Below are 20766 nucleotides of genomic sequence, written 5' to 3'. Positions count from 1 at the left end.
CGACCGATGGCGTTGTTCGGGTGGAGGGCGACGGTGGGGGAGAGAAGAGCCGGGGACTCGGGCCCGGGGACGGGGGTCCCGGAGGGGGAGGCGTCGGCTGACTCCACTCCCCCGCCCGCTGTTGCTGTTGCTGTTGCTGTTGCGTTTGCTGTTGTTGTTGCTGTTGCCTTCCCCGGGTCCCGGGTCCCGGGTCCCGAGCCCCGGCTTCATTAAGCCTCATGCCCGCTCTCCTGCCTGTCCAGCGGCCATCGCCGCGCGGCGTACGCGCCATGCACGTACGCGTTCGCCGGCGCGTTCCATGTACAGATAGATCACCGGAGTGGTGTACAGGGTGACCAGCTGCGACAGCAGCAGGCCACCGACGATGGCGATGCCGAGCGGGCGACGCAGTTCCGAGCCGATGCCGGTGCCCAGCGCCAGCGGCAGGGCGCCGAGCATTGCCGCGGCGGTGGTCATCATGATCGGGCGGAAGCGCAGCAGGCAGGCGCGGCGAATCGCATCGTGGGCGCTGACGCCGGTGCGCCTGGCCTCGATGGCGAAGTCGATCATCATGATGGCGTTCTTCTTGACGATGCCGATCAGCAGCACGATGCCGACGATGCCGTCCACCGACAGGCTCAGGCCGCACAGCATCAGCGCCAGCAATGCACCGACACCCGCTGGCGGCAGCGTGGAAATGATCGTCAGCGGATGGATGTAGCTCTCATAGAGCACGCCGAGCACGATGTAGATCACCACGATCGAGGCCAGCAGCAACCACACCACGTCGGTCTGGCTGCCGGTGAACTCGGCGGCCTTGCCGACGAATTCGGCATGGACCTGGGTGGGGATCTTCAATTGCGCGCGTGCCTGCTCGATTGCCATCACCGCCTGCGACAGCGAATGGCCCGGGGCCAGGTTGAAGGAGATGGTCACCGCCGGCAGCTGTTGCTGGTGGCTGACCACCAGCGGGGTATTGGTGACCTTGGCCTCGGCCAGCGCCGCCAGCGGAATGATCGCGCCGCCGCCGACCACGATGCCGGTGTTGCGGTTGCCCACGCCGGTGGCAGTGGAGGAGTTGGACGAACTCACCTGGCCGAAGCTGGTGGCATTGGTGCCGGTCAATGCGCCGCTGCCGTTGCTGGCCACCGCCAGTTGGTTCATTAGCGCAGTACTGCTGCGGAATTCCGGCGCGACCTCCAGCACCACCCGGTACTGATTGAGTTCGGTGAAGATGGTGGAGATCTGGCGCTGGCCGAAGGCGTCGTAGAGCGTGTCGTCGATGGTCTGCATCGGCACGCCCAGCATGCTGGCCTTGTCACGATCGATGGTCAGTTCCAGCGCCCGGCCCTGGCTGGCCAGGTTGTTGTCCACATCGGCCAGCTCGGGCAGCTTGCGCATCGCGTCGGTCATGCGCGTGGCCCAGCCGGCCAACTCGCTGCTGTCCACATCCGACAGCGAGTACTGGTACTCGGTGGCGGCCACACGCGTATCCAGGGTGACGTCCTGCACCGGCTTGAGGAACAAGGCCACACCGGGAATGCCGGCGGCTGCCTGCTGCAGGCGCGGCAGGATGTCCTCCAGGCTGTCGCGGTCGCCGCGCGTTTTCAGCACGATCGACAGCTGGCCCTGGTTGAGCGTGGGGTTCATCGAACCGGCGCCGATGAAGGCAGCCACGCCGGTGACCGCCGGATCCTTGCGCAAGGCCTCGGCCACCGCCTGGGTGCGCTGTTCCATCTGCGGGAAGGCGACGTTTTGGTCAGCCTGCACCACGCCGGTGATCAGGCCGGTGTCCTGCTCGGGCAACAAACCCTTGGGGATGACGATGTACAGCACCACGGTCAGCGCCACCGCGCCGATCGCCACGCCCAGGGTCAGGCGCTGGTGGGCCAGCACCCAATCCAGGCTGCGCTCGTACAGGCCGACCGTGCGCGTCCACAGGTTGGTCTTGCCGGCCGCAGCGGCACGCTCGTGCGCGTCCTCGCCTTCGGGCAGCGCATCGGGCTTGAGCAGGTAGGCGCACATCATCGGCGTCAGCGTCAGCGACACCAGCATCGAGATCACCACCGCGATCGACAGCACCCAGGCGAACTCGTGGAACAGCCGTCCGGTGACGCCAGGCATCAACAGCAGCGGCAGGAACACCGCCACCAGCGAGACCGTCAACGACAGCACGGTGAAGCCGATCTGGCGGGCACCGATCTCCGCCGCCTCCTGGCCGGTCTTGCCCTGTTCGATGTAGCGCACGATGTTCTCGATCATCACGATCGCATCGTCGACCACGAAACCGGTGGCCACCACCAGCGCCATCAGCGACAGATTGTCCAGCGACATGCCGGCGAAGGCCATTACCCCGAAGGTGCCGGCCAGCGACAGCGGCACCGCCACCGACGGAATGATGGTGGCCCACAGCCGCCGCAGGAACACGAAGATCACCGCCACCACCAGGCCGATGGTCAGCACCAGGGTGAACTTGACCTCATGCACCGAGGCGCGAATGGTTTCGGTGCGGTCGGAGAACACGTCCAAGTGCACGTTTGCAGGCAGCACCGCCTGCAACTGCGGCAGGATGCCGCGGATCTGCTCGACGGTCTGCACGATGTTGGCACCGGGCTGGCGGCGGATCTCCAGCAGCACTGCAGGCTTGCCATCGGCCCAGGCCGCCAGCTGGTCGTTCTCGACGCCATCGACCACCTTGGCCACATCGGCCAGCCGCACCGGTGCGCCGTCCTTGTAGCTGATGATGGTGTCGCGGTACTGTGCCGCGTCGGTGAGCTGGTCGTTGGTGCCGATGCTGTAAGACTGGGTCTTGCCGTTGAGCGAGCCCTTGGGCGCGCTGACGTTGGTCTGGGTCAGCGCGCTGCGCAGCGACTCCATGGTCAGGCCCATGTTGGACAGCTGCGCCGGATTGACCTGGATGCGGACCGCCGGCCGCACGTTGCCGGCGATGGACACCAGCCCCACACCCGGCACCTGCGACAAGCGTTGGGCCAGGATCGAGTCGGCGTAGTTGTTGACGTCACGCAGCGGCAGCGTGTCGGAGGTCAGCTTGAGCGTGAGGATGGCTGCATCGGCCGGATTGACCCGGTTGTAGACCGGTTGATAGGGCAGCGAGGACGGCAGCGTGGCCTGACGGATCGCCGCCTGCACGTCCTGCGCGGCGATATCGATGTCGCGCTCCATCGAGAACTGCAGAATGATCGTCGACAGCCCGGCCGAGGAGTCGGACGTCATCATCTGCAGCCCGGAGATCTGCCCGAACTGCCGCTCCAGCGGCGTGGTCACCAACGAGGCCATGGTGGTGGCGTTGGCGCCGGGGTACTGGGTGGTCACCACCAGGCTGGGCGCATCGATTTCCGGCAATGCCGACACCGGCAGCTGGCGATAGCCGAGGATGCCCAACAGCAGGATCCCGGCCATCAACAGCGAGGTGGCGATCGGACGGCGGATGAAGAGGGTCGAAAAGCCCACGGGGGTGTCCTTGCTGAAGACGTCGATCGATGCCGGCGCGGATGGCGCCGACGCGCGCTGGCAACGGCCTGGGCCGTCGCCAGCGGTGAGGCATTAGCGGGGGCCGCCGCCGCGACGGCCGCCGCCGCCACCGCCACGCTGCTGTTTGTCCTTTGCCGCCTTGAGCTCGGCCTCGGTCGGTTCCGGCGGCGCCTGCCCGGGCTTGAGTGCGCTGACCTTGCTGCCCGGCTTGAGCCGGAACTGGCCTTCGGTCACCACCTGCTCGCCCGGCGCCACGCCCTTGCTGATCTGCACGTGGCTGTCGTCCACTTCCACACCCTGCACCACGGTGCGGACCTGGGCGGTGTTGTCCTTGCCAACTACGTAGACATAGTCGCCGTCGGGGCCGCGCTGCACCGCCTGGGTCGGCACCACGGTGCCGCCGGCGATCGTGCGCAACTGCAGCCGCACGTTGACGAACTGGCCAGGCCACAGCGCATTGTCGGCATTGGGGAAGATCGCGCGGGCGCCGAAGGTGCCGCTGTCGGTGGCGATACGGTTATCGATCACGTCGAGCTTGCCATCGGCGCTGAGCACGTGGGCATCGCCACGATCGAGCGCGGCAACCGGCAACGCACCGGCCGCCTGGCCGCTGCGGACTGCGGTCAGCTCGCGCTCCGGCAGGTTGAAGGACACGTAGATCGGGCGGACCTGGGTCAGGGTGACGATGGTGGAGGTGGTGCTGACGATATTGCCGACGTCCACGCCGCGGATGCCGGCGATGCCGTCGATCGGCGCAGTGATGCGGGTGAACTGCAGTTGCACCTGCGCAGCACGCATCTGCGCATCGTTGGCGGCCACCGCCGCCTCGTACTGGGCGACCTGGTTACGTTGGGTATCCAGGTCGGTGCGCGCCACGTATTGCTTGTAGGCCGGATCGTTGGAGCGTTGGTAGTTGACGCGCGCGGTGGCCAGCAGGGCCTGGTTCTGCCGCTTGGCCCCCAGCGCCTGGTCGTAGCTGGCCTGCAGCGTGCGCGGGTCGATCTGCGCGAGCAACTCGCCCTTCTTCACTTCCTGGCCTTCGCGGAAGTTCAGGCTCATCAACTGGCCGCCGACCTGCGGGTTGACCGTGACGGTATTGAGCGCGGTCACCGTGCCCAGCGCATTGGCATAGACCGGCACGTCCTGGGTGGTGGCAGCCACCACGGTGACCGGCACCGGGCCGCTGTCTTCGGTGCCGTTGCCGTCCGGCGCGCCTGGGCGCTTGCCATGGGATCCCCCGCCGATCATTCGCATTGCGACAAACGCCACCACGAGCACCGCCACGACGAGCAGTGTGAGCTTCCAGAAACGCGACATTCGACAAACTCCTGATGGCGGGCCGGGTGCGCGATCGCACCCTTGGGGGCGGCTGGGGGCAAGCATATCGTCGCCATCGCTGGATGGGACGTTACTGAAGTAACGGGCGCACCGGCCACGACGACCACCGGTGGAACGGGTGGTGGAGGACGAACGGTTGAGCGCCTGCGCGGTTGACCGGTTGGCTGAACCGTGCCCCACCGCAGCCCAGCCGACGGCCTGGCTGTACTACAGTGCGGAATGATCTGACGGAGACCCTTCGATGCGCCATCCCTGCCTCTTGGCCAGCGCCCTGCTGGCCGTCCTGCCCGTGCTGGCGACCGCCCAGACCGCCCCACGTCCGGAGGTGCAGGCCGCCGCCAGCACGCTGCAGGCCAAGGTGGTGCAGTGGCGACGCGACTTCCACCAGCACCCGGAACTGTCCAATCGCGAGGAGCGGACGGCCGCGACCGTGGCGGCCCAGCTGCGCAAGCTTGGTCTCAAGCCGCGCACCGGCATCGCCCATCACGGCGTGGTCGCGATCATCAAGGGCGGCAAGCCAGGCCCACGCATCGCCCTGCGGGCGGATATGGACGCCTTGCCGGTCACCGAACAGACCGGGCTGCCGTTCGCCTCCAAGGCGGTGGCCGACTATCGCGGTGAGCGGGTCGGGGTGATGCATGCCTGCGGCCACGATGCCCATACCGCGATCCTGCTGGGCGTGGCCGAAGCGTTGGTGGGCATGCGTGCGCAGCTGCCCGGTGAAGTCATGCTGATCTTCCAGCCCTCCGAAGAAGGCGCGCCGGGCAACGAGGAGGGCGGCGCCTCGCTGATGCTGAAGGAGGGCCTGTTCGCCGATTTCAAGCCGCAGGCGGTGTTCGGCCTGCATGTGTTCTCCAGCGTCCAGGCCGGCAAGATCGCCGTGCGTGGCGGCCCGCTGATGGCGGCATCGGACCGCTTCGCGATCAAGATGATCGGCCGCCAGACCCATGGGTCGGCGCCGTGGAACGGCATCGACCCGATCGTCGCCAGCGCCGACATGATCAGCACCGCGCAGACGGTGATCAGTCGCCGCGCCAATCTGTCCAAGCAACCGGCGGTGCTGAGTTTCGGCGCGATCAAGGGCGGCATCCGCTACAACATCATTCCCGACGATGTGGAGATGGTCGGGACCATCCGCACCTTCGACGAGGCCATGCGCCAGCAGATCTTCGCCGACCTGAAGAACGTTGCCGAACACACTGCCGCCGCGCACGGGGCCAAGGTCGACGCGCAGGTGCCCGATCAGCCGGGCAATCCGGCCACCGTCAACGACCCCGCACTGACGGCGCGGATGCTGCCCAGCCTGCAGGCGGTGGTCGGCGCCGACAACGTCTACGAGCCGCCGTTGCAGATGGGCGCGGAAGATTTCTCGTTCTATGCCCAGCAGGTCCCGGCGATGTTCTTCTTCGTCGGCGCCACCGCCGCGGGCATCGATCCGGCCACTGCGCCGAGCAATCACTCGCCGCAGTTCCTGCTCGACGAATCGTCGCTGGACGTGGGCCTGCGCGCGCTGCTTCAGGTCTCGCTGGACTATCTGCACCAGGGACAGACCAGCTGACGGTCGCGTCCGCCCTCGCACCGGCGAGGGCGCGCCAGGCGGGCAGCGTGTATCGGCGCTGTCCGCCGGGTCCTGGCGGTGACGCGCGCTGCGGTCATGCCGCCTAAAATGGCGGCATGACCACTCCAGAAGACTCCCTGCTCGGCCGCGAGGTCGCCTACCCGCATGGCTACGACCCCGCGTTGCTGTTTCCCATTCCGCGTGCTGCCGGTCGCGAAGCGATCGGCGTACAGGCCGGCGCGCTGCCGTTCGTCGGTCATGACCGCTGGCATGCCTACGAGCTCGGCTGGCTGGACGCCCATGGCAAACCTTGCGTGGCGACCGCGACCTTGCAGATCCCGGCCGATTCACCGGCCTTGATCGAATCCAAGTCGCTCAAGCTGTATCTGAATTCGCTCAACGCCACCCGCTTCAATAGTGCCGAGGCGGTTCGCGAGCGCATCGCCTCGGACCTGTCGGCGCGCGCCGGCGCCGATGTACTGGTGGAATTCGGTCTGCCGCCGATCGATCCGGTCGGTGAAGGCGAGTCGATCGACGCGCTGGATGTCAGCATCGACGATTACGGCCCGCCCAATGCCGACTACCTGAGCACCGTGGGCCAGGCGATGGTCGAGGAAGTGCTGACCTCGGCCTTGCTCAAGTCCAATTGCCCGGTGACCGGTCAGCCGGATTGGGCCAGCGTGACGCTGCGCTACCGCGGCGCGGCGATCGATCGCGAAGGGCTCCTGCGGTATCTCGTCAGCTTCCGCGACCATGCCGAATTTCACGAGCAATGCGTCGAACGCATTTTCCACGACGTGCTGGCGCGCTGCGCACCGCAGTGGCTGGTAGTGGAAGCGCGCTACACCCGTCGCGGTGGGCTGGATATCAATCCGCTGCGCCATTCGCCCGCGCTGCCGACGCCGCTGGCGACGTTTCGCGACCTGCGACAGTGAGGCAACGAGAATCGCGCCGACTTCACGGTGGCGCGATTCACCCTTAACGGCGCGCCCCGCAGGCTGACCCTCGTGATCGAAGAGGGCCACGACGATGCATGCCGACAAGAAAGCCGATTTCTCCAACGTCACCGCCACCGTCGATAGCACCGCCGAGATCGTGCAGTCGCCGGAGTTTTCCAACGTCCGTTCGAGCGTGGAGAGCACGGCGCAAATCGTTGGCGAGCAATCGGTGACCGTGCAACCTGGCGATAGCCTGTCGTTGATCGCAAAACGCCATTACGGCGACGGCAACCTGTGGCCGCGTCTCTTCGAGGCCAACCGGGCCACACTCAAGGACCCCGACCTATTGCAGCCAGGACAGGTGTTGCGCCTGCCGCCCAAGGCCTGAGGCGCACACGCCGCGCCGCCGAGCACCTGCAGCGTCCATCGGCGCTGCCGTATTTTCACAGACATCCCTGCAAGCCCTAAATCGAGCCATTGCTCATCGAAATGGAGACTCCCATGGCGATTCGAACCGCTTCCAGTGCCTTGATGCTCGCTCTTGCCGGCGTGCTTGCGCTCTCCGGCTGCCGCAAGGACCCCAACGACGATTCCAGCGTCGCCAAGGATCCAACGTCCGGCGCGGAGACCTCCGACATCGCGGCACCTGCCGCCGTACCTCCTGCCAGTGACCAGGCCGCCCAGAGCGGTGCCACCGGCGCTGCGAGCACCGATGCTGCCGCTGTGAGCGGCGCTGCCGTGACGGTGGCAAGTGTGGAGGTGGGCACTTCGGCGGCCGCCGACAAGCGCGTGACGCCAGCGACGACCATCGGCAGCAAGGACACCATCATCGTGTCGGTTAAGACCCAGGGCAGCGCCAACAATGTCCCGGTCGCGGCCAAGCTCACCTACCAGGACGGCCAGGTGGCTGGCGAGCAGAATGCCACCTTGACCACCAGCGGCAACGAGACCACCAACCTGAGCTTCAGCAAGCCCGATGGTTGGCCGACGGGCAACTACACCGCGCAGGTGATGGTGGATGGCAAGCCGGCCGGCAGTCCGCAGACGTTTACCGTCAAGTAATCGGCACTCCAGCTAGACCCAGCCGGCTTCGTCGGCAGCACGATGGTGTTGGCGCTCTTGCATGCGTTGACTCGCTTGCTCCGGTCTGTCGACTCGCGGCCACTTGCGCATCGTATGGCCGCGATCGATCCCGGTAGGCAAGGTTCGTCTCATGGCTCTACGCCGTACCGCATCCACGCCACGGCTGAAGCGCGGCTGCACCTGCCGCGCTCCACTCAATCAGCCGGGAAGTGCTTGTCCAACAGTTCGATGAAGCTGCGTTTGACCTTGTAGCGCTGTCGCAGTTCGGCAAGTTCGCCCGCGAATGCGGTTTGGCCATTCTTGTCATGCTGTTGTCCGTGCAGGCGTTGCAGCGTGGGAAGACGGTTGCGCAACTGCGCATCGTCGCGGGCCAGCTCCAGGACAAGGGTTTGCAACGCCTGCGGCGTTTGCGTCGAGAGCCATTGCCGCAGGACCTGCTCGGAACCAGTGGGCGCCGACGCGGATGCTGTATCGAGTGCGCGGGGCTTGGATGCGGGATCCTTGGCCGCGGCCCGTGCTCAGGTGATCGCCACGGCGACCTGATGCTTGCAGAACTGCGCTTGCTGTCCGATCGGGCAATCGCACAGACCATGCAATGCGCTATCGCGCCAGATCAGTTCGACGGTGTACGCGTCGCTGCCGCTGACGGTGGCGCAGACGCGGTGGGGCTCCATGGTCTGGAGCATCACCCGCGCTTGGTCGGCATAGTCCAGGCCGCGTGCGTAATAACTGGGTGTGGTGAGCTGATGCCCAGCAGGAAGGTCTGGTCCAGATCGGTGGCGGAGAACGTTGCATTCATCCGGTCAGTGTGCCGCGCGTCTGGCATGACAGCGTGTGCTGGATGCAGATGCCCGGCGATTTTGCCAGAACACCGTAGACACGCGACAATCAGGAACTAGGCGCATCGGGGAGATCCCGGTGCCGCTACTGCTTTCGCCTGCAACGTACCCTGCCGTACTGCGGTTGGCTGTTTCCTATCCCCGAGGTCATTTCGCGCGCCATGTCAAACACGCCCAAGATCCTGTACACGCTCACCGATGAAGCTCCGTACCTGGCAACGCAGTCGCTGCTGCCGATCATCGACGCCTACACTGACACCGCCGGCATCGTGGTGGAGACGCGGGATATCTCGCTGGCCGGTCGCATCCTTGCGCTGTTTCCCGAACACCTGAGCGATGCGCAGAAGATCGGCGACCACCTGGCCGAGCTCGGCGCACTGGCCACCACGCCGGACGCCAACATCATCAAGCTGCCCAATATCAGCGCCTCGGTGCCGCAGCTGAAGGCCGCGATCAAGGAATTGCAGGCGCAGGGCTACGCACTGCCCAACTATCCGGATGAGCCCAAGGACGCCGCCGAGCAGGACGTCAAGGCGCGCTACGACAAGGTCAAGGGCAGCGCGGTCAATCCGGTGCTGCGCGAAGGCAATTCCGATCGCCGTGCGCCGCTGTCGGTGAAGAACTATGCGCGCAAGCATCCGCACCGCATGGGCAAGTGGAGCAGCGACTCCAAGTCGCACGTGGCGCACATGCAGGACGGCGACTTCTTCGGCAGCGAGCAGTCGGCGACCCTGGCCGAGGCCGGTGCGCTGAAGATCGAACTGGTCGGCACCGATGGCGCGCGCACCGTGCTCAAGGACAAGGTGGCGGTCAAGGCGGGTGAGATCGTCGATGCCGCGGTGTTGAGCAAGCGCGCGCTGGCCGCGTTCATCGCTGCGCAGATCGCCGATGCCAAGGCGCAGGATGTGCTGTTCTCGGTGCATCTGAAGGCGACCATGATGAAGGTCTCCGACCCGGTGCTGTTCGGCGTGGTGGTGGGCGAGTTCTATCGCGACGTGTTGGCCAAGTATGCCGAGGCGCTGAAGTCGGTGGGGTTCGATCCCAACAACGGCATCGGCGACCTCTATGCGCGCATCGGCGGCCTGCCGGAGGCGCAGCAGGAGCAGATCAAGGCCGACCTTCAGGCGCAGTACGCGCAGCGCCCGGCGTTGGCGATGGTCAATTCGGACAAGGGCATCACCAACCTGCATGTGCCCAGTGACGTCATTATCGATGCCTCGATGCCGGCGATGATTCGCGACTCCGGTCAGATGTGGAATCCGCAGGGCAAGCTGCAGGACACCAAGGCGGTGATCCCGGATCGTTGCTATGCCGGCGTCTACCAGGCGGTGATCGAAGACTGCAAGGCGCATGGCGCGTTCGATCCGGCCACCATGGGCTCGGTGGCCAATGTCGGCCTGATGGCGCAGAAGGCCGAGGAATACGGCTCGCACGACAAGACCTTCCAGATCCCGGCCGACGGCACCGTCGTCGTCACCGATGCCAACGGCAAGGTGGTGTTCGAGCATGCCGTCGAGGCCGGCGACCTGTGGCGCATGTGCCAGGTCAAGGACGCGCCGATCCAGGACTGGGTGAAGCTCGCGGTCGAACGCGCTCGCCTGAGCCAGACGCCCGCGGTGTTCTGGCTCGATGCCGCGCGTGCCCACGACGCGCAGGTGATCGCCAAGGTCGAGCGCTATCTGCAGGATCACGACACCAAGGGCCTGGACATCCGCATCCTCTCGCCAGTGGACGCAACGCGCCTGTCGCTGCAGCGCATCCGCCAGGGTCAGGACACCATTTCGGTGACCGGCAACGTGCTGCGCGACTACCTCACCGATCTGTTCCCGATCATGGAGCTGGGCACCAGCGCCAAGATGCTGTCGATCGTGCCGCTGATGGCCGGTGGCGGGCTGTTCGAAACCGGCGCCGGTGGCTCGGCGCCCAAGCATGTGCAGCAGTTCGTCGAAGAGAATTGCCTGCGTTGGGATTCGCTGGGCGAGTTCCTCGCGCTGGCTGCATCGCTGGAGCACCTGGGCAACCGCTACGACAATGCCGCTGCGCGCGTGTTGGCCAAGACGCTGGACGTGGCCAATGGCCAATTCCTGGACAACAACAAGTCTCCGGCGCGCAAGGTGGGCGAGCTGGATAACCGCGGCAGCCATTTCTACCTGGCGCTGTACTGGGCGCAGGCCCTGGCCGCGCAAACCGAGGATGCCGCGCTGCAGGCCAAGTTCGCCCCGCTGGCCAAGGCCCTGAGCGAGAACGAGGCTGCGATCGTGGCCGAACTCAATGGCGCCCAGGGCAAGCCGGTCGACATCGGTGGTTACTACCACCCGGATCTGGCCAAGGTCAGTGCGGCCATGCGTCCGAGCCCGACCTTCAATGCGGCATTGGCGACACTGAAGGCCTGATCGTCCCACCGCGCCACGACGCCGATCACCGGCGTCGTGGCGTGATGGACAGCATTAAAGTGCGGCCTTGATCGGCCGCGCCATCGGCGACTGGATCGACGACAGCAAGCATCGACCTACACCGCAGAGCGTGTGCCTGCCATGCCGGAAGGGTGCTGGTTACACTGGGCGCATGTCGAGCGCTCCGCTGCCACCGCCATCCGAACGTCGCGCCCTGGCCATTGGCCATGCCATCTACGAGGCGTTCGAGGACTACCACGCACGCTTTGCCGAGATCACCGGACGGGCCCGCCAGCGGTTCGAGACCCAGGACTGGAGCGGCGCCCGCGATGACGCCGTCGAGCGTATCGCGCTGTACGACCAGTGCATCGCCGAATGCATGCTGCGCTTGCGTGCGGTGCTGCTCGGCCAGGCCCATGACCGCGCACTGTGGATGCGTGCGCGCCGTCATTACGCCGACCTGCTGGCCGGATTGATCGACCAGGAGCTGTACAAGACGTTCTACAACACGCTGACCCGGCGTTACTTCGGGACCCACGGCGTGGACGCGGAGATCGAGTTCGTCGCCCTGGACATCGAGCCCACCGATGCCATCACCGTGCCGGTGGCCCGCCATACCTATGCGGTGTCGCCGGGGCGCCTGACCGAGATGCTGGTGCGGGTGCTTGGCGATTATCCGTTCCAGGTTCCGTATGCGCACCGCACCCGCTGCGCGGCGGCGATCGCGGTGCGTCTACTGGACGATCTGGCGCACTGGGGCGAGCATCCGGTGCGTAGCGTTGAGTTGTTGGAGACGGTGTTCTACCGCGAGCGTCGCGCTTATCTGGTCGGACGGGTGTTCGGCGAGCACCGGTTCTCGCCCTGCGTCATCGCCCTGGTCAACGATGCCACCGGCCTGCGTGCCGAAGCGGTCCTGACGCGGCGTAGCGATGTGGCGCAGTTGTTCAGTAACTCACGCAGCTACTTCCAGGCCAACCTGGCCACCGTCGGCGATGCGGTGGTGTTCCTGCGCAGCCTGCTCACCCACAAGCCCATCGACGAGCTCTACACGATGCTTGGCCGCGCCAAGCAAGGCAAGACCGAGCGTTATCGCACTTTCTTTCGTCACTTCCAGAGCCATCCCAGCGAGCAGTTGGTGCACGCCGAAGGCACACCGGGCATGGTCATGGTGGTCTTCACCCTGCCCAGCTATCCGCTGGTGTTCAAGCTGATCCGCGATCGTTTCGCCTATCCCAAGACCATGAGTCGCGCGCAGGTGGAGGGCAAGTACGAGCTGGTGTTCCAGCTCGACCGCATTGGCCGCCTGCTCGACGCCCAGCCCTATCGTTTCCTGCGTTTTCCCAAGGCGCGCTTTGCACCGGCCTTGCTGGAGGAGCTGCAGCGCACCTGCGCGATGAGCCTGAGCGAGGATGGCGACGACCTGCTGATCGGCCTGTGCTACGTGCAGCGTCGTCTGCGTCCGCTCAATCTGTACCTGCGCGAGCAGCCGGCAGACGCCGCGCACGCCGCGGCGGTGGACTATGGTCAGGCGATCAAGGACATGGCGCGCAACAACATCTTCCCAGGCGACATGCTGCTGAAGAACTTCGGCATCACCCGCCATCAGCGGGCGGTGTTCTACGACTACGACGAACTGTGTCTGATCACCGAATGCACGTTTCGCGACTGGCCGACGCCGACGACCTACGAGGAGCAGATGGCGGCCGAGCCGTGGTTCCACGTCGGGCCGCGCGATGTGTTTCCGGAGCGTTTCGCATTGTTCATGGGCTTGCCGGCATCGCAACTGGAGGCGGTCAAGCACATCCACCCGGAGTTGTTCCAGCCGCAGTGGTGGCGCGACCTGCAGGACCGTCTGCGTCAGGACGACTACCCCGACACGCCGCCGTACGCGGAGTCGCGTCGTCTCGCCTAGCGCGTCTTCTACCTGTTGGTGCCGGGTTGATGCTAGGCGAGCAACGCGATCGAGGGGGCGAGGCCAGGGCCAAGCGCGAGGCGGCACCCCCGTGTAGATGCTTGAAGCAGGGCGGCGCCGGCTGCACGCGGCCGCAAGCACGCGTCGGCGTGTTGCTGCGCACATCGTCTCCCAGCGAGCCGGGTTTGCCCGGCGCTAAAGCACCAGGCCCGCATCGCGGGCTTGGCGGTCTTCATCTTGTCCAGCAATTCCATTGCCGCGATCTCGCCCATTGGGTGCAGTAGCTTGCCCAGCATCCAGATCTTCTGCAGCATTTTCGATTCGACGCCTTCGCCTTGTCGGATCAGCGCTCGCCGACCCTAGCGCGCTGCGCGGTGGTCGGCGTTGCCGCGACGGGTCGAGGCGCCCAGCACCGCCAGCAACAGCCCGGCCAGCAGCAGCGACGCACCGACCGTGCCCAGGTCCAGCCCGCCCTTGGCGGTCGGCTTGCTCAGCAGGTCGCCGAGGGTGGCGCCGAACGGGCGGGTCAGCACGAACGCCGCCCAGAACAGCGCCGTGCGCGAGACGCGGGTGAACGCATAGGCGAGGGCGATCACCGCCAGCAGCGCCGCGATCAGTAGCGCGCCGCCGGCGAAGCCCAGCCCCGAACTGTCGGCCAGATAATCGCCCAGCGCGGTCCCCAGCGTGTTGGAGACCAGGATCGCCAGCCAGTAGAAGACCTCGGCGCGGCCGCTGCCGATGCGTTCTACCGACAAGTTGCGCTCGCACAGCCACCAGGTCGCCAGCACGGCGGCCAGCAGGCTGACCAGCAGCAGCGCGCCCTGCGCATAGCCCAGGCCCAGGCTGCGGTCCATGTAGTCCGACAGCGTGGTGCCGGCGGTGCTGGTGGTCAGGATCACCCACCAGTAGCGCCACGGCTGGAATTGGCGCGCGCGCAGTTGCGCCGCCAGCGAGACCAGGAAGACCGCGAGCAGTAGCACGCTGCTCAGCGCATAGCCGACGTCCAGGGTCATCGACAGCAGGTCGCCGCCGGTTTCGCCCAGCGTGGTGGCACAGATCTTCATCACCCAGAAGCCGAGGGTGACGGGGGCGACCTTGTTGATGGCGGTGTTGGCAGGGATGGACATGGTGGCCGATGCAGCGGGGCGGATGACCTCGATCTCACTCGCCGTCGCGTCGAAAGACCGTCGGATCCTGCGGCAGTAAGGCGCCGGGCCGGTTGCGCCGTCGCCACAAACGCGAACGCCCCACCGAGGCGGGGCGTTCGCGTTTGTGGCGGCGGCGGAACTCAGCGCTTCATCGAGCTGAAGAACTCGTCGTTGGACTTGGTGGTCTTCATCTTGTCCAGCAGGAATTCCATTGCCGCGATCTCGTCCATCGGATGCAGCAGCTTGCGCAGGATCCAGATCTTCTGCAGCAGCTCCGGTTCGATCAGCAAGTCCTCGCGGCGGGTGCCCGAGCGGTTGATGTCGATCGCCGGATAGACGCGCTTCTCGGTGATGCGGCGGTTCAGATGCACTTCGCTGTTACCGGTGCCCTTGAACTCTTCGTAGATCACCTCGTCCATCTTCGAGCCGGTGTCGACCAGCGCGGTCGCGATGATGGTCAGGCTGCCGCCTTCTTCCACGTTACGCGCCGCACCGAAGAACCGCTTCGGGCGATGCAGGGCGTTGGCGTCCACGCCACCGGTCAGCACCTTGCCGGAGCTGGGCACCACGTTGTTGTAGGCGCGTGCCAGGCGGGTGATCGAGTCCAGCAGGATCACCACGTCCTTCTTGTGCTCGACCAGGCGCTTGGCCCGCTCGATCACCATTTCGGCGACCTGCACGTGACGCGCAGCCGGCTCGTCGAAGGTGGAGGAGATGACCTCGCCGCGCACGGTGCGCTGCATTTCGGTCACTTCTTCCGGGCGCTCGTCGATGAGCAGCACGATCATGTGCACTTCGGGATGATTGGTGGTGATGGCGGTGGCCACCTGCTGCATCATCATCGTCTTGCCGGCCTTGGGCGGGGAGACGATCAGCGCGCGCTGACCCTTGCCCTGCGGTGCCATCAGATCCAGGATGCGGCCGGTGATGTCCTCGGTCGAGCCATCGCCACGCTCCAGACGGAAGCGGCGGCGCGGGAACAGCGGGGTCAGGTTCTCGAACAGGACCTTGTTCTTGCTCGCTTCCAACGGCTCGCCGTTGATGGTGTCGACGATCGACAGCGCGAAATAGCGTTCGCCGTCCTTGGGGAAGCGGATGCGGCCGGACAGATGATCGCCGGTGCGCAGGTTGAAGCGGCGGATCTGGCTGGGCGAGATATAGGTATCGTCCGGGCCGGCCAGGTAGCTGGCCTCGGCCGCGCGCAGGAAGCCGAAGCCGTCGGGCAGGATTTCCAGCACGCCGTCGGCGGCAACGCCTTCGCCGTGGCGGGTCAAGACCTTGAGCAGGGCGAAGATCACGTCCTGCTTGCGCGCGCGCGCCACGCCTTCCTGGATGTTGAGCTGCTCGGCGATGTCCAGCAGCTTCTGCGCCGGCATGCGTTTGAGATCGCTCAACGAATAAATCGGGAAGCCTTCCGGCACGGCCGGATGCGGACGCGGCACGAACGGCTCGTTGCTGCCGTCGGAATTGGACATGCCGCCGTCGTTGAAGCGTTCCCGGCCGCGGTCGCGGCGGTTGCGGAAGCGATCGCGACGGTTGCCTTGCTGGTTCTGGCCCTGGCCCTGGTTCTGGCCTTGACCCTGACCCTGACCGTGGTGCTGATTCTGATTCTGTTGGCCCTGCTGCTGGCCCTGGCCGCCGCGCGGTTGCTGCTGCGGCTGCCCGGCGTCACGCGGCTCGGCATCGCCGCCGCCATGGCTGCTCGGAGCGGCCGGCGCGGAACCGGTATCGCCGCCACCCTGTGCAGGCGCAGGCGCCGCATCGGTGGTCGGTCGCGGGCCCTCGGGCGCTGGACTGGCCGGCAGCGGCAGGTTGGGCTGCTGGGTGTCGCCGCCAGTGGCGGTCTTGCTCACGCGCGGCTTGCGCGCGCGCTTCTCGACGGGGGCGTCGACGCTCCCGATATCGGAGGAAGGATTCTCGGACAAGTGCTTGATTCCTCGCTAAGAGTGCGAGCGCCCGGCTGGGGGGCGAACTGTGGTGATGGAAGCCTAGAAGAGGGTTCTAGAGGGTACGGCGGGGCACGAGCGTGCACCGGATCAACTGACACTATCACCGCCGCGCGCGGCCGCGCAAGCGTCCGCGGCGGGGGGAGTCAGCTGGCAGCCAACCCGCCGGCAGCCGGCGGGCGGGCGCGTGACTCAGGCGGCGTGGCCGCCGAGGGTCTTGTCGATCATCTGGGTCAGCTGACCCTTGCCGACCGCGCCGGTCTGGGTGGCCTGGATCTGGCCATCCTTGAACAGCAGCAACATCGGGATCGAACGGACATGGTATTTGATCGCCAGTGCGCGGTTCTGGTCGACATTGACCTTGGCGACCTTCAGCTTGCCTTGGTAGGTATCGGCCAGATCGTCCAGGACCGGGGCGATCATCTTGCACGGGCCGCACCATTCGGCCCAGAAATCCACCAGGACCGGCTCGCCCGATTGCAGCACCGCAGCCTCGAAGTCGGCGTCGCCGACGTGTAGAACCTTATCGCTCACTTTGGGTCTCCTGGAAACCAAAACGGCCTACCCGACCGGGCAGGCCGCCACATTGCGGTAAACTGGGGCATTGCGCGACTGAATCAAGTGACTGTCCTGAAGCCGCGCTGTCCGGCACAAGAGCCGCAGTTTGCGACGCTGCCGGGATCGATGCAAGCCGCGCCCGGGCTCTCCAGGGCGCCTCACGAAGACGGAATGATGAGCGACAAACCGCTGACCGATTTGACTTTTTCCTCGTTCGACCTGCATCCGGCGCTGACCGCCGGGCTGGAGAGCGCAGGCTTCACCCGCTGCACCCCGATCCAGGCGCTGACCCTGCCCGTGGCCCTGCCCGGTGGCGACGTCGCCGGCCAGGCCCAGACCGGCACCGGCAAGACCCTGGCCTTCCTGGTGGCGGTGGTCAACCGCCTGCTCAGCCGGCCGGCGCTGGCCGATCGCAAGCCGGAAGACCCGCGCGCGCTGATCCTGGCGCCGACCCGCGAGCTGGCCATCCAGATCCACAAGGACGCGGTGAAGTTCGGCGCCGACCTGGGGCTGCGCTTCGCGCTGGTCTACGGCGGGGTGGACTACGACAAGCAGCGCGAACTGCTGCAGCAGGGCGTGGACGTGATCATCGCCACCCCCGGCCGCCTGATCGACTACGTCAAGCAGCACAAGGTGGTCTCGCTGCACGCCTGCGAGATCTGCGTGCTCGACGAAGCCGACCGCATGTTCGACCTGGGCTTCATCAAGGACATCCGCTTCCTGCTGCGGCGCATGCCCGAGCGCGGCACCCGGCAGACGCTGCTGTTTTCGGCCACCCTCAGTCATCGGGTGCTCGAGCTCGCCTACGAGCACATGAACGAGCCGGAGAAGCTGGTCGTCGAGACCGAGAGCATCACCGCCGCGCGGGTGCGCCAGCGCATCTATTTCCCCTCCGACGAAGAGAAGCAGGCGCTGCTGCTGGGCTTGCTGTCGCGTAGCGAGGGCGCCCGCACGATGGTGTTCGTCAACACCAAGGCCTTCGTCGAGCGGGTGGCGCGCACGTTGGAGCGCAACGGTTACCGGGTCGGCGTGCTGTCCGGCGACGTGCCGCAGAAGAAGCGCGAGTCGCTGCTCAACCGCTTCCAGAAGGGGCAGTTGGAGATCCTGGTGGCCACCGATGTGGCGGCGCGCGGCCTGCACATCGACGGCGTGAAGTACGTCTACAACTACGACCTGCCGTTCGATGCCGAGGATTATGTGCATCGCATCGGCCGTACCGCGCGGCTGGGCGAGGAGGGCGATGCGATCAGCTTCGCCTGCGAACGCTACGCGATGAGCCTGCCGGATATCGAGGCCTATATCGAGCAGAAGATTCCGGTCGAGCCAGTGACGGCCGAGCTGCTGACCGCGGTGCCGCGCCCGGCGCGCACGCCGGTGGCCGGCGAGGACGCCGGCGACGGTGATGGCGAGAGCGTGGGCGAGATCTTCCGCGAGGCGCGCGAGCAGCGTGCGGCCGAAGAACAGCGTCGTGGCGGTGGCCGCAGTGGCGCCGGCGCCGGGCGCAGCGGCGGCCGGCGCGAGGGCGCTGGCGACGGCAAGCCGCGTCCGCGTCGCAAGCCGCGGGTGGAAGGCGCGCCGGCCGAGCAAGCCGCGACTCCGGCGGCTGCGCCGACGCCGGTGGCCGCCCCGATGGCGGCCGAGGACGGCGAGCGGGCCCCGCGCAAGCGCCGCCGCCGCCGCAAGGGCCGCCCGGTCGAGGGTACCGAACCGGCAGTCGCTTCGACGCCGGTGCCGCCGCCGGCGACGCCACGCAAGCCGACCCAGGTCATCGCCAAGCCGGTGCGCAGCGCGTCCAGCGCGGGTGAGTCGCCGTCGTTGCTGAGCCGGATCGGGCGCAGGTTGCGTTCGCTGGTGTCCGGCCGCTGAGGCAATCGGCAGATCGCACCGCCGCGACGTCGGCGGTGCGACGCAAGGCGGGGCGCTCCGGCATAATCGCCGGATGACCGTCCTGCGCTTTGACAATGTCAGCAAGCATTACCCGGGGGGCCACCAGGCCCTGATCGACGTCAGCTTTGAGGTGGCCGACGGCGAAATGCTGTTCGTGACCGGCCACTCGGGCGCGGGCAAGAGCACCCTGCTCAAGTTGATCCACCTCAGTGAGCGACCCAGCCGCGGTGCCGTCGTGCTGGGCGAACGCAACTTGCTCAAGGTGCGTGGCCGGCAGATTCCGCTGCATCGCCGCCAGGTCGGTGCGGTCTATCAGGACCATCGCCTGCTCAACGATCGCAGCATCGCCGAGAACGTCGCCCTGCCGTTGATCCTGCGCGGCACGCGGCGGGCGGAAATCGGCAAGCGGGTGCGTTCGGCGCTGGAGCGGATCGGGCTGGGGCATCGTGAGAAGGCCCTGCCCTCGCAGCTGTCGGCCGGCGAGCAGCAGCGCGTGGGCATTGCCCGCGCCATCGTCGGCGAACCGCGCCTGCTGGTGGCCGACGAGCCCACCGGCAATCTGGACCCGGCACTGGCGGCGGAAATCATGCAACTGTTCGCCGAACTGCCTGCCCGCGGCACCAGCGTGCTGGTGGTCAGCCACGATCTGGCGCTGCTCAAGCAGATGCGCAAGCGCGTGCTGATCCTGGATCATGGACGCCTGGTCGACGACATCTCGCCGCAGGACCTCGCTGAATGAGCAAGCCCGCTAATCTCGCCGCCCCCGCGCCGTCGCGGTTTGGGGTCTGGATCGACCACCATCTGCACAGCGTCGCCTTCAGCCTGGGCCGGGCCTTGCGCAAGCCCTGGGCGACCCTGTTGACGATCGTGGTGATGGCGCTGGCCCTGGCGCTGCCGCTGGGGCTGTCGATCGCGCTGGACAACGTCAAGCTGCTGGCCGGCAGCGTGCAGCAGTCGCGCGACATCAATCTGTTCCTCAAGGTCGAGGTCGCTGGCGAGGCGGCGTCCACCCTGGCCGAGCAGCTGCGCGCGCGCGCGGACGTGGCCAAGGTCGCGCTGCGCACGCCGGCGCAGGGACTGGCCGACCTGCGTCAGAGCGCGCGGCTGGACGAAGCCATCGACGCGCTCGGCGACAACCCGCTGCCGACCCTGCTGGTGGTCACTCCGACCGATGCCGCCGACGATGCCCGCCTGGCCAGCGACCTGCAGGCGCTGCCACAGGCCGATCAGGTCCAGCACGATGCATTGTGGCGCAAGCGCCTGGATAGCTGGCTGCGGTTCGGCGAGCGCCTGGTGCAGGTGCTGTCGGCGCTGTTGGGCATTGGCGCAGTGCTGGTGGTGGGCAATACGGTCCGGCTGGACATCCAGTCGCGGCGTGAGGAGATCGGCGTGTTGCAGTTGCTGGGCGCCAGCGATGGGTTCATCCGCCGCCCCTTCCTCTATCTCGGCGCCTGGTATGGCCTGGGCGCCGGCGCGGTGGCGCTCGCCCTGATCGCCGCCGCCGGCCTGGCGCTGCGCGCCCCGTTGACCGCCCTGGCCGAGAGCTATGGCAGCTCCTTCGCCCTGCATGGACTGGATCTGTTGCATGGTGGCCTGGTGCTGGTCGGTACCCTGGTGCTGGGCTGGCTGGGCGCCTGGCTGGTGACCGGCCACTTCCTCCGCCAGACCCGCCCTACCGAAACCTGAGGCCTGCCC

Annotated in this window: 17 protein-coding genes; 9 read left to right on the top strand and 8 right to left on the bottom strand. The window is 66.8% G+C overall.

Annotated elements, in window-relative coordinates; genetic code table 11:
• Positions 1–216: 216 nt before the first annotated feature.
• Both CKY51_RS12725 and CKY51_RS12720 read right to left on the bottom strand, forming a co-directional pair.
• Positions 217–3450, bottom strand: coding sequence for an efflux RND transporter permease subunit (locus tag CKY51_RS12725; protein WP_022971290.1), 3234 nt, complete (start codon positions 3448–3450; stop codon positions 217–219).
• Between the two features lie 93 nt (positions 3451–3543).
• Entirely contained in the window at positions 3544–4788 is a 1245-nt protein-coding gene (locus CKY51_RS12720) for an efflux RND transporter periplasmic adaptor subunit (RefSeq protein WP_022971289.1), read from the bottom strand.
• Between the two features lie 262 nt (positions 4789–5050).
• On the opposite strand from CKY51_RS12720, the gene CKY51_RS12715 reads away from it, so the two are divergent.
• From CKY51_RS12715 to CKY51_RS12700, 4 genes are all read left to right on the top strand, one after another.
• Positions 5051–6367, top strand: coding sequence for a M20 family metallopeptidase (locus CKY51_RS12715; protein ID WP_022971288.1), 1317 nt, complete (start codon positions 5051–5053; stop codon positions 6365–6367).
• Between the two features lie 116 nt (positions 6368–6483).
• Positions 6484–7302, top strand: coding sequence for an NADPH-dependent 7-cyano-7-deazaguanine reductase QueF (gene queF / locus CKY51_RS12710; protein ID WP_022971287.1), 819 nt, complete (start codon positions 6484–6486; stop codon positions 7300–7302).
• Positions 7303–7396: 94 nt separating this feature from the next.
• Positions 7397–7693, top strand: a complete 297-nt coding sequence (locus CKY51_RS12705) for a LysM peptidoglycan-binding domain-containing protein (RefSeq protein WP_022971286.1) — start codon at positions 7397–7399, stop codon at positions 7691–7693.
• A 113-nt stretch (positions 7694–7806) separates the two neighbouring features.
• Positions 7807–8367, top strand: a complete 561-nt coding sequence (locus CKY51_RS12700) for a hypothetical protein (RefSeq protein WP_031338847.1) — start codon at positions 7807–7809, stop codon at positions 8365–8367.
• 215 nt (positions 8368–8582) lie between these two features.
• Here CKY51_RS12700 and CKY51_RS12695 read toward each other — a convergent pair whose 3' ends face one another.
• Complete coding sequence (locus tag CKY51_RS12695; protein WP_022971284.1) at positions 8583–8783, bottom strand: hypothetical protein; 201 nt, start codon at positions 8781–8783, stop codon at positions 8583–8585.
• A 123-nt stretch (positions 8784–8906) separates the two neighbouring features.
• On the bottom strand, positions 8907–9062 hold the full coding sequence (locus CKY51_RS22470; protein ID WP_155975843.1) for an SWIM zinc finger family protein: 156 nt from the start codon (positions 9060–9062) through the stop codon (positions 8907–8909).
• Between the two features lie 326 nt (positions 9063–9388).
• Between CKY51_RS22470 and CKY51_RS12690 the strand changes: the two genes are divergently transcribed.
• Together CKY51_RS12690 and aceK are read left to right on the top strand one after the other, a co-directional pair.
• Complete coding sequence (locus CKY51_RS12690) at positions 9389–11620, top strand: NADP-dependent isocitrate dehydrogenase (RefSeq protein ID WP_022971282.1); 2232 nt, start codon at positions 9389–9391, stop codon at positions 11618–11620.
• A gap of 172 nt (positions 11621–11792) precedes the next feature.
• Positions 11793–13532 (top strand): bifunctional isocitrate dehydrogenase kinase/phosphatase, encoded by a 1740-nt coding sequence (aceK, locus tag CKY51_RS12685; RefSeq protein WP_031338845.1) that lies wholly within the window; start codon positions 11793–11795, stop codon positions 13530–13532.
• A 32-nt stretch (positions 13533–13564) separates the two neighbouring features.
• Here the strand turns inward: aceK and CKY51_RS12680 are convergent, their stop codons facing one another.
• The 4 genes from CKY51_RS12680 to trxA form a co-directional block, all read right to left on the bottom strand.
• On the bottom strand, positions 13565–13846 hold the full coding sequence (locus CKY51_RS12680; RefSeq protein ID WP_022971280.1) for a hypothetical protein: 282 nt from the start codon (positions 13844–13846) through the stop codon (positions 13565–13567).
• Between the two features lie 45 nt (positions 13847–13891).
• Positions 13892–14659, bottom strand: a complete 768-nt coding sequence (locus CKY51_RS12675) for a COG4705 family protein (RefSeq protein ID WP_022971279.1) — start codon at positions 14657–14659, stop codon at positions 13892–13894.
• Between the two features lie 161 nt (positions 14660–14820).
• Complete coding sequence (gene rho / locus CKY51_RS12670; RefSeq protein WP_152249315.1) at positions 14821–16605, bottom strand: transcription termination factor Rho; 1785 nt, start codon at positions 16603–16605, stop codon at positions 14821–14823.
• 213 nt (positions 16606–16818) lie between these two features.
• Complete coding sequence (trxA, locus tag CKY51_RS12665; RefSeq protein ID WP_152249314.1) at positions 16819–17160, bottom strand: thioredoxin TrxA; 342 nt, start codon at positions 17158–17160, stop codon at positions 16819–16821.
• A 198-nt stretch (positions 17161–17358) separates the two neighbouring features.
• On the opposite strand from trxA, the gene rhlB reads away from it, so the two are divergent.
• The 3 genes from rhlB (at position 17359) to ftsX (ending at position 20757) form a co-directional block, all read left to right on the top strand.
• The gene (gene rhlB, locus CKY51_RS12660; RefSeq protein ID WP_152249313.1) at positions 17359–19050 is read left to right on the top strand and encodes an ATP-dependent RNA helicase RhlB; all 1692 of its coding nucleotides are present in this window, start codon (positions 17359–17361) and stop codon (positions 19048–19050) included.
• A 73-nt stretch (positions 19051–19123) separates the two neighbouring features.
• On the top strand, positions 19124–19810 hold the full coding sequence (ftsE, locus tag CKY51_RS12655; protein ID WP_022970949.1) for a cell division ATP-binding protein FtsE: 687 nt from the start codon (positions 19124–19126) through the stop codon (positions 19808–19810).
• The gene (ftsX, locus tag CKY51_RS12650) at positions 19807–20757 is read left to right on the top strand and encodes a permease-like cell division protein FtsX (RefSeq protein ID WP_022970948.1); all 951 of its coding nucleotides are present in this window, start codon (positions 19807–19809) and stop codon (positions 20755–20757) included. The genes ftsE and ftsX overlap by 4 nt, the downstream gene beginning before the upstream one ends.
• Positions 20758–20766 lie beyond the last annotated feature (9 nt).

The sequence above is a fragment of the Xanthomonas maliensis genome (assembly GCF_009192945.1).
GTDB classification, from domain to species: Bacteria; Pseudomonadota; Gammaproteobacteria; order Xanthomonadales; family Xanthomonadaceae; genus Xanthomonas; species Xanthomonas maliensis.
The sequence above is the reverse complement of the archived record's forward strand: the minus strand, read 5'-3'. Positions and strand labels throughout refer to the sequence as shown.

Coding starts and splice junctions, on each gene's coding strand:
- CKY51_RS12675 (WP_022971279.1), bottom strand. CDS start 14,659: ATGTCCATCCCTGCCAACACCGCCATCAACAAGGTCGCCCCCGTCACC.
- CKY51_RS12705 (WP_022971286.1), top strand. CDS start 7,397: ATGCATGCCGACAAGAAAGCCGATTTCTCCAACGTCACCGCCACCGTC.
- CKY51_RS12680 (WP_022971280.1), bottom strand. CDS start 13,846: ATGCTGCAGAAGATCTGGATGCTGGGCAAGCTACTGCACCCAATGGGC.
- CKY51_RS12715 (WP_022971288.1), top strand. CDS start 5,051: ATGCGCCATCCCTGCCTCTTGGCCAGCGCCCTGCTGGCCGTCCTGCCC.
- aceK (WP_031338845.1), top strand. CDS start 11,793: ATGTCGAGCGCTCCGCTGCCACCGCCATCCGAACGTCGCGCCCTGGCC.
- rhlB (WP_152249313.1), top strand. CDS start 17,359: ATGAGCGACAAACCGCTGACCGATTTGACTTTTTCCTCGTTCGACCTG.
- ftsX (WP_022970948.1), top strand. CDS start 19,807: ATGAGCAAGCCCGCTAATCTCGCCGCCCCCGCGCCGTCGCGGTTTGGG.
- CKY51_RS22470 (WP_155975843.1), bottom strand. CDS start 9,062: ATGGAGCCCCACCGCGTCTGCGCCACCGTCAGCGGCAGCGACGCGTAC.
- CKY51_RS12700 (WP_031338847.1), top strand. CDS start 7,807: ATGGCGATTCGAACCGCTTCCAGTGCCTTGATGCTCGCTCTTGCCGGC.
- CKY51_RS12720 (WP_022971289.1), bottom strand. CDS start 4,788: ATGTCGCGTTTCTGGAAGCTCACACTGCTCGTCGTGGCGGTGCTCGTG.
- CKY51_RS12690 (WP_022971282.1), top strand. CDS start 9,389: ATGTCAAACACGCCCAAGATCCTGTACACGCTCACCGATGAAGCTCCG.
- ftsE (WP_022970949.1), top strand. CDS start 19,124: ATGACCGTCCTGCGCTTTGACAATGTCAGCAAGCATTACCCGGGGGGC.
- queF (WP_022971287.1), top strand. CDS start 6,484: ATGACCACTCCAGAAGACTCCCTGCTCGGCCGCGAGGTCGCCTACCCG.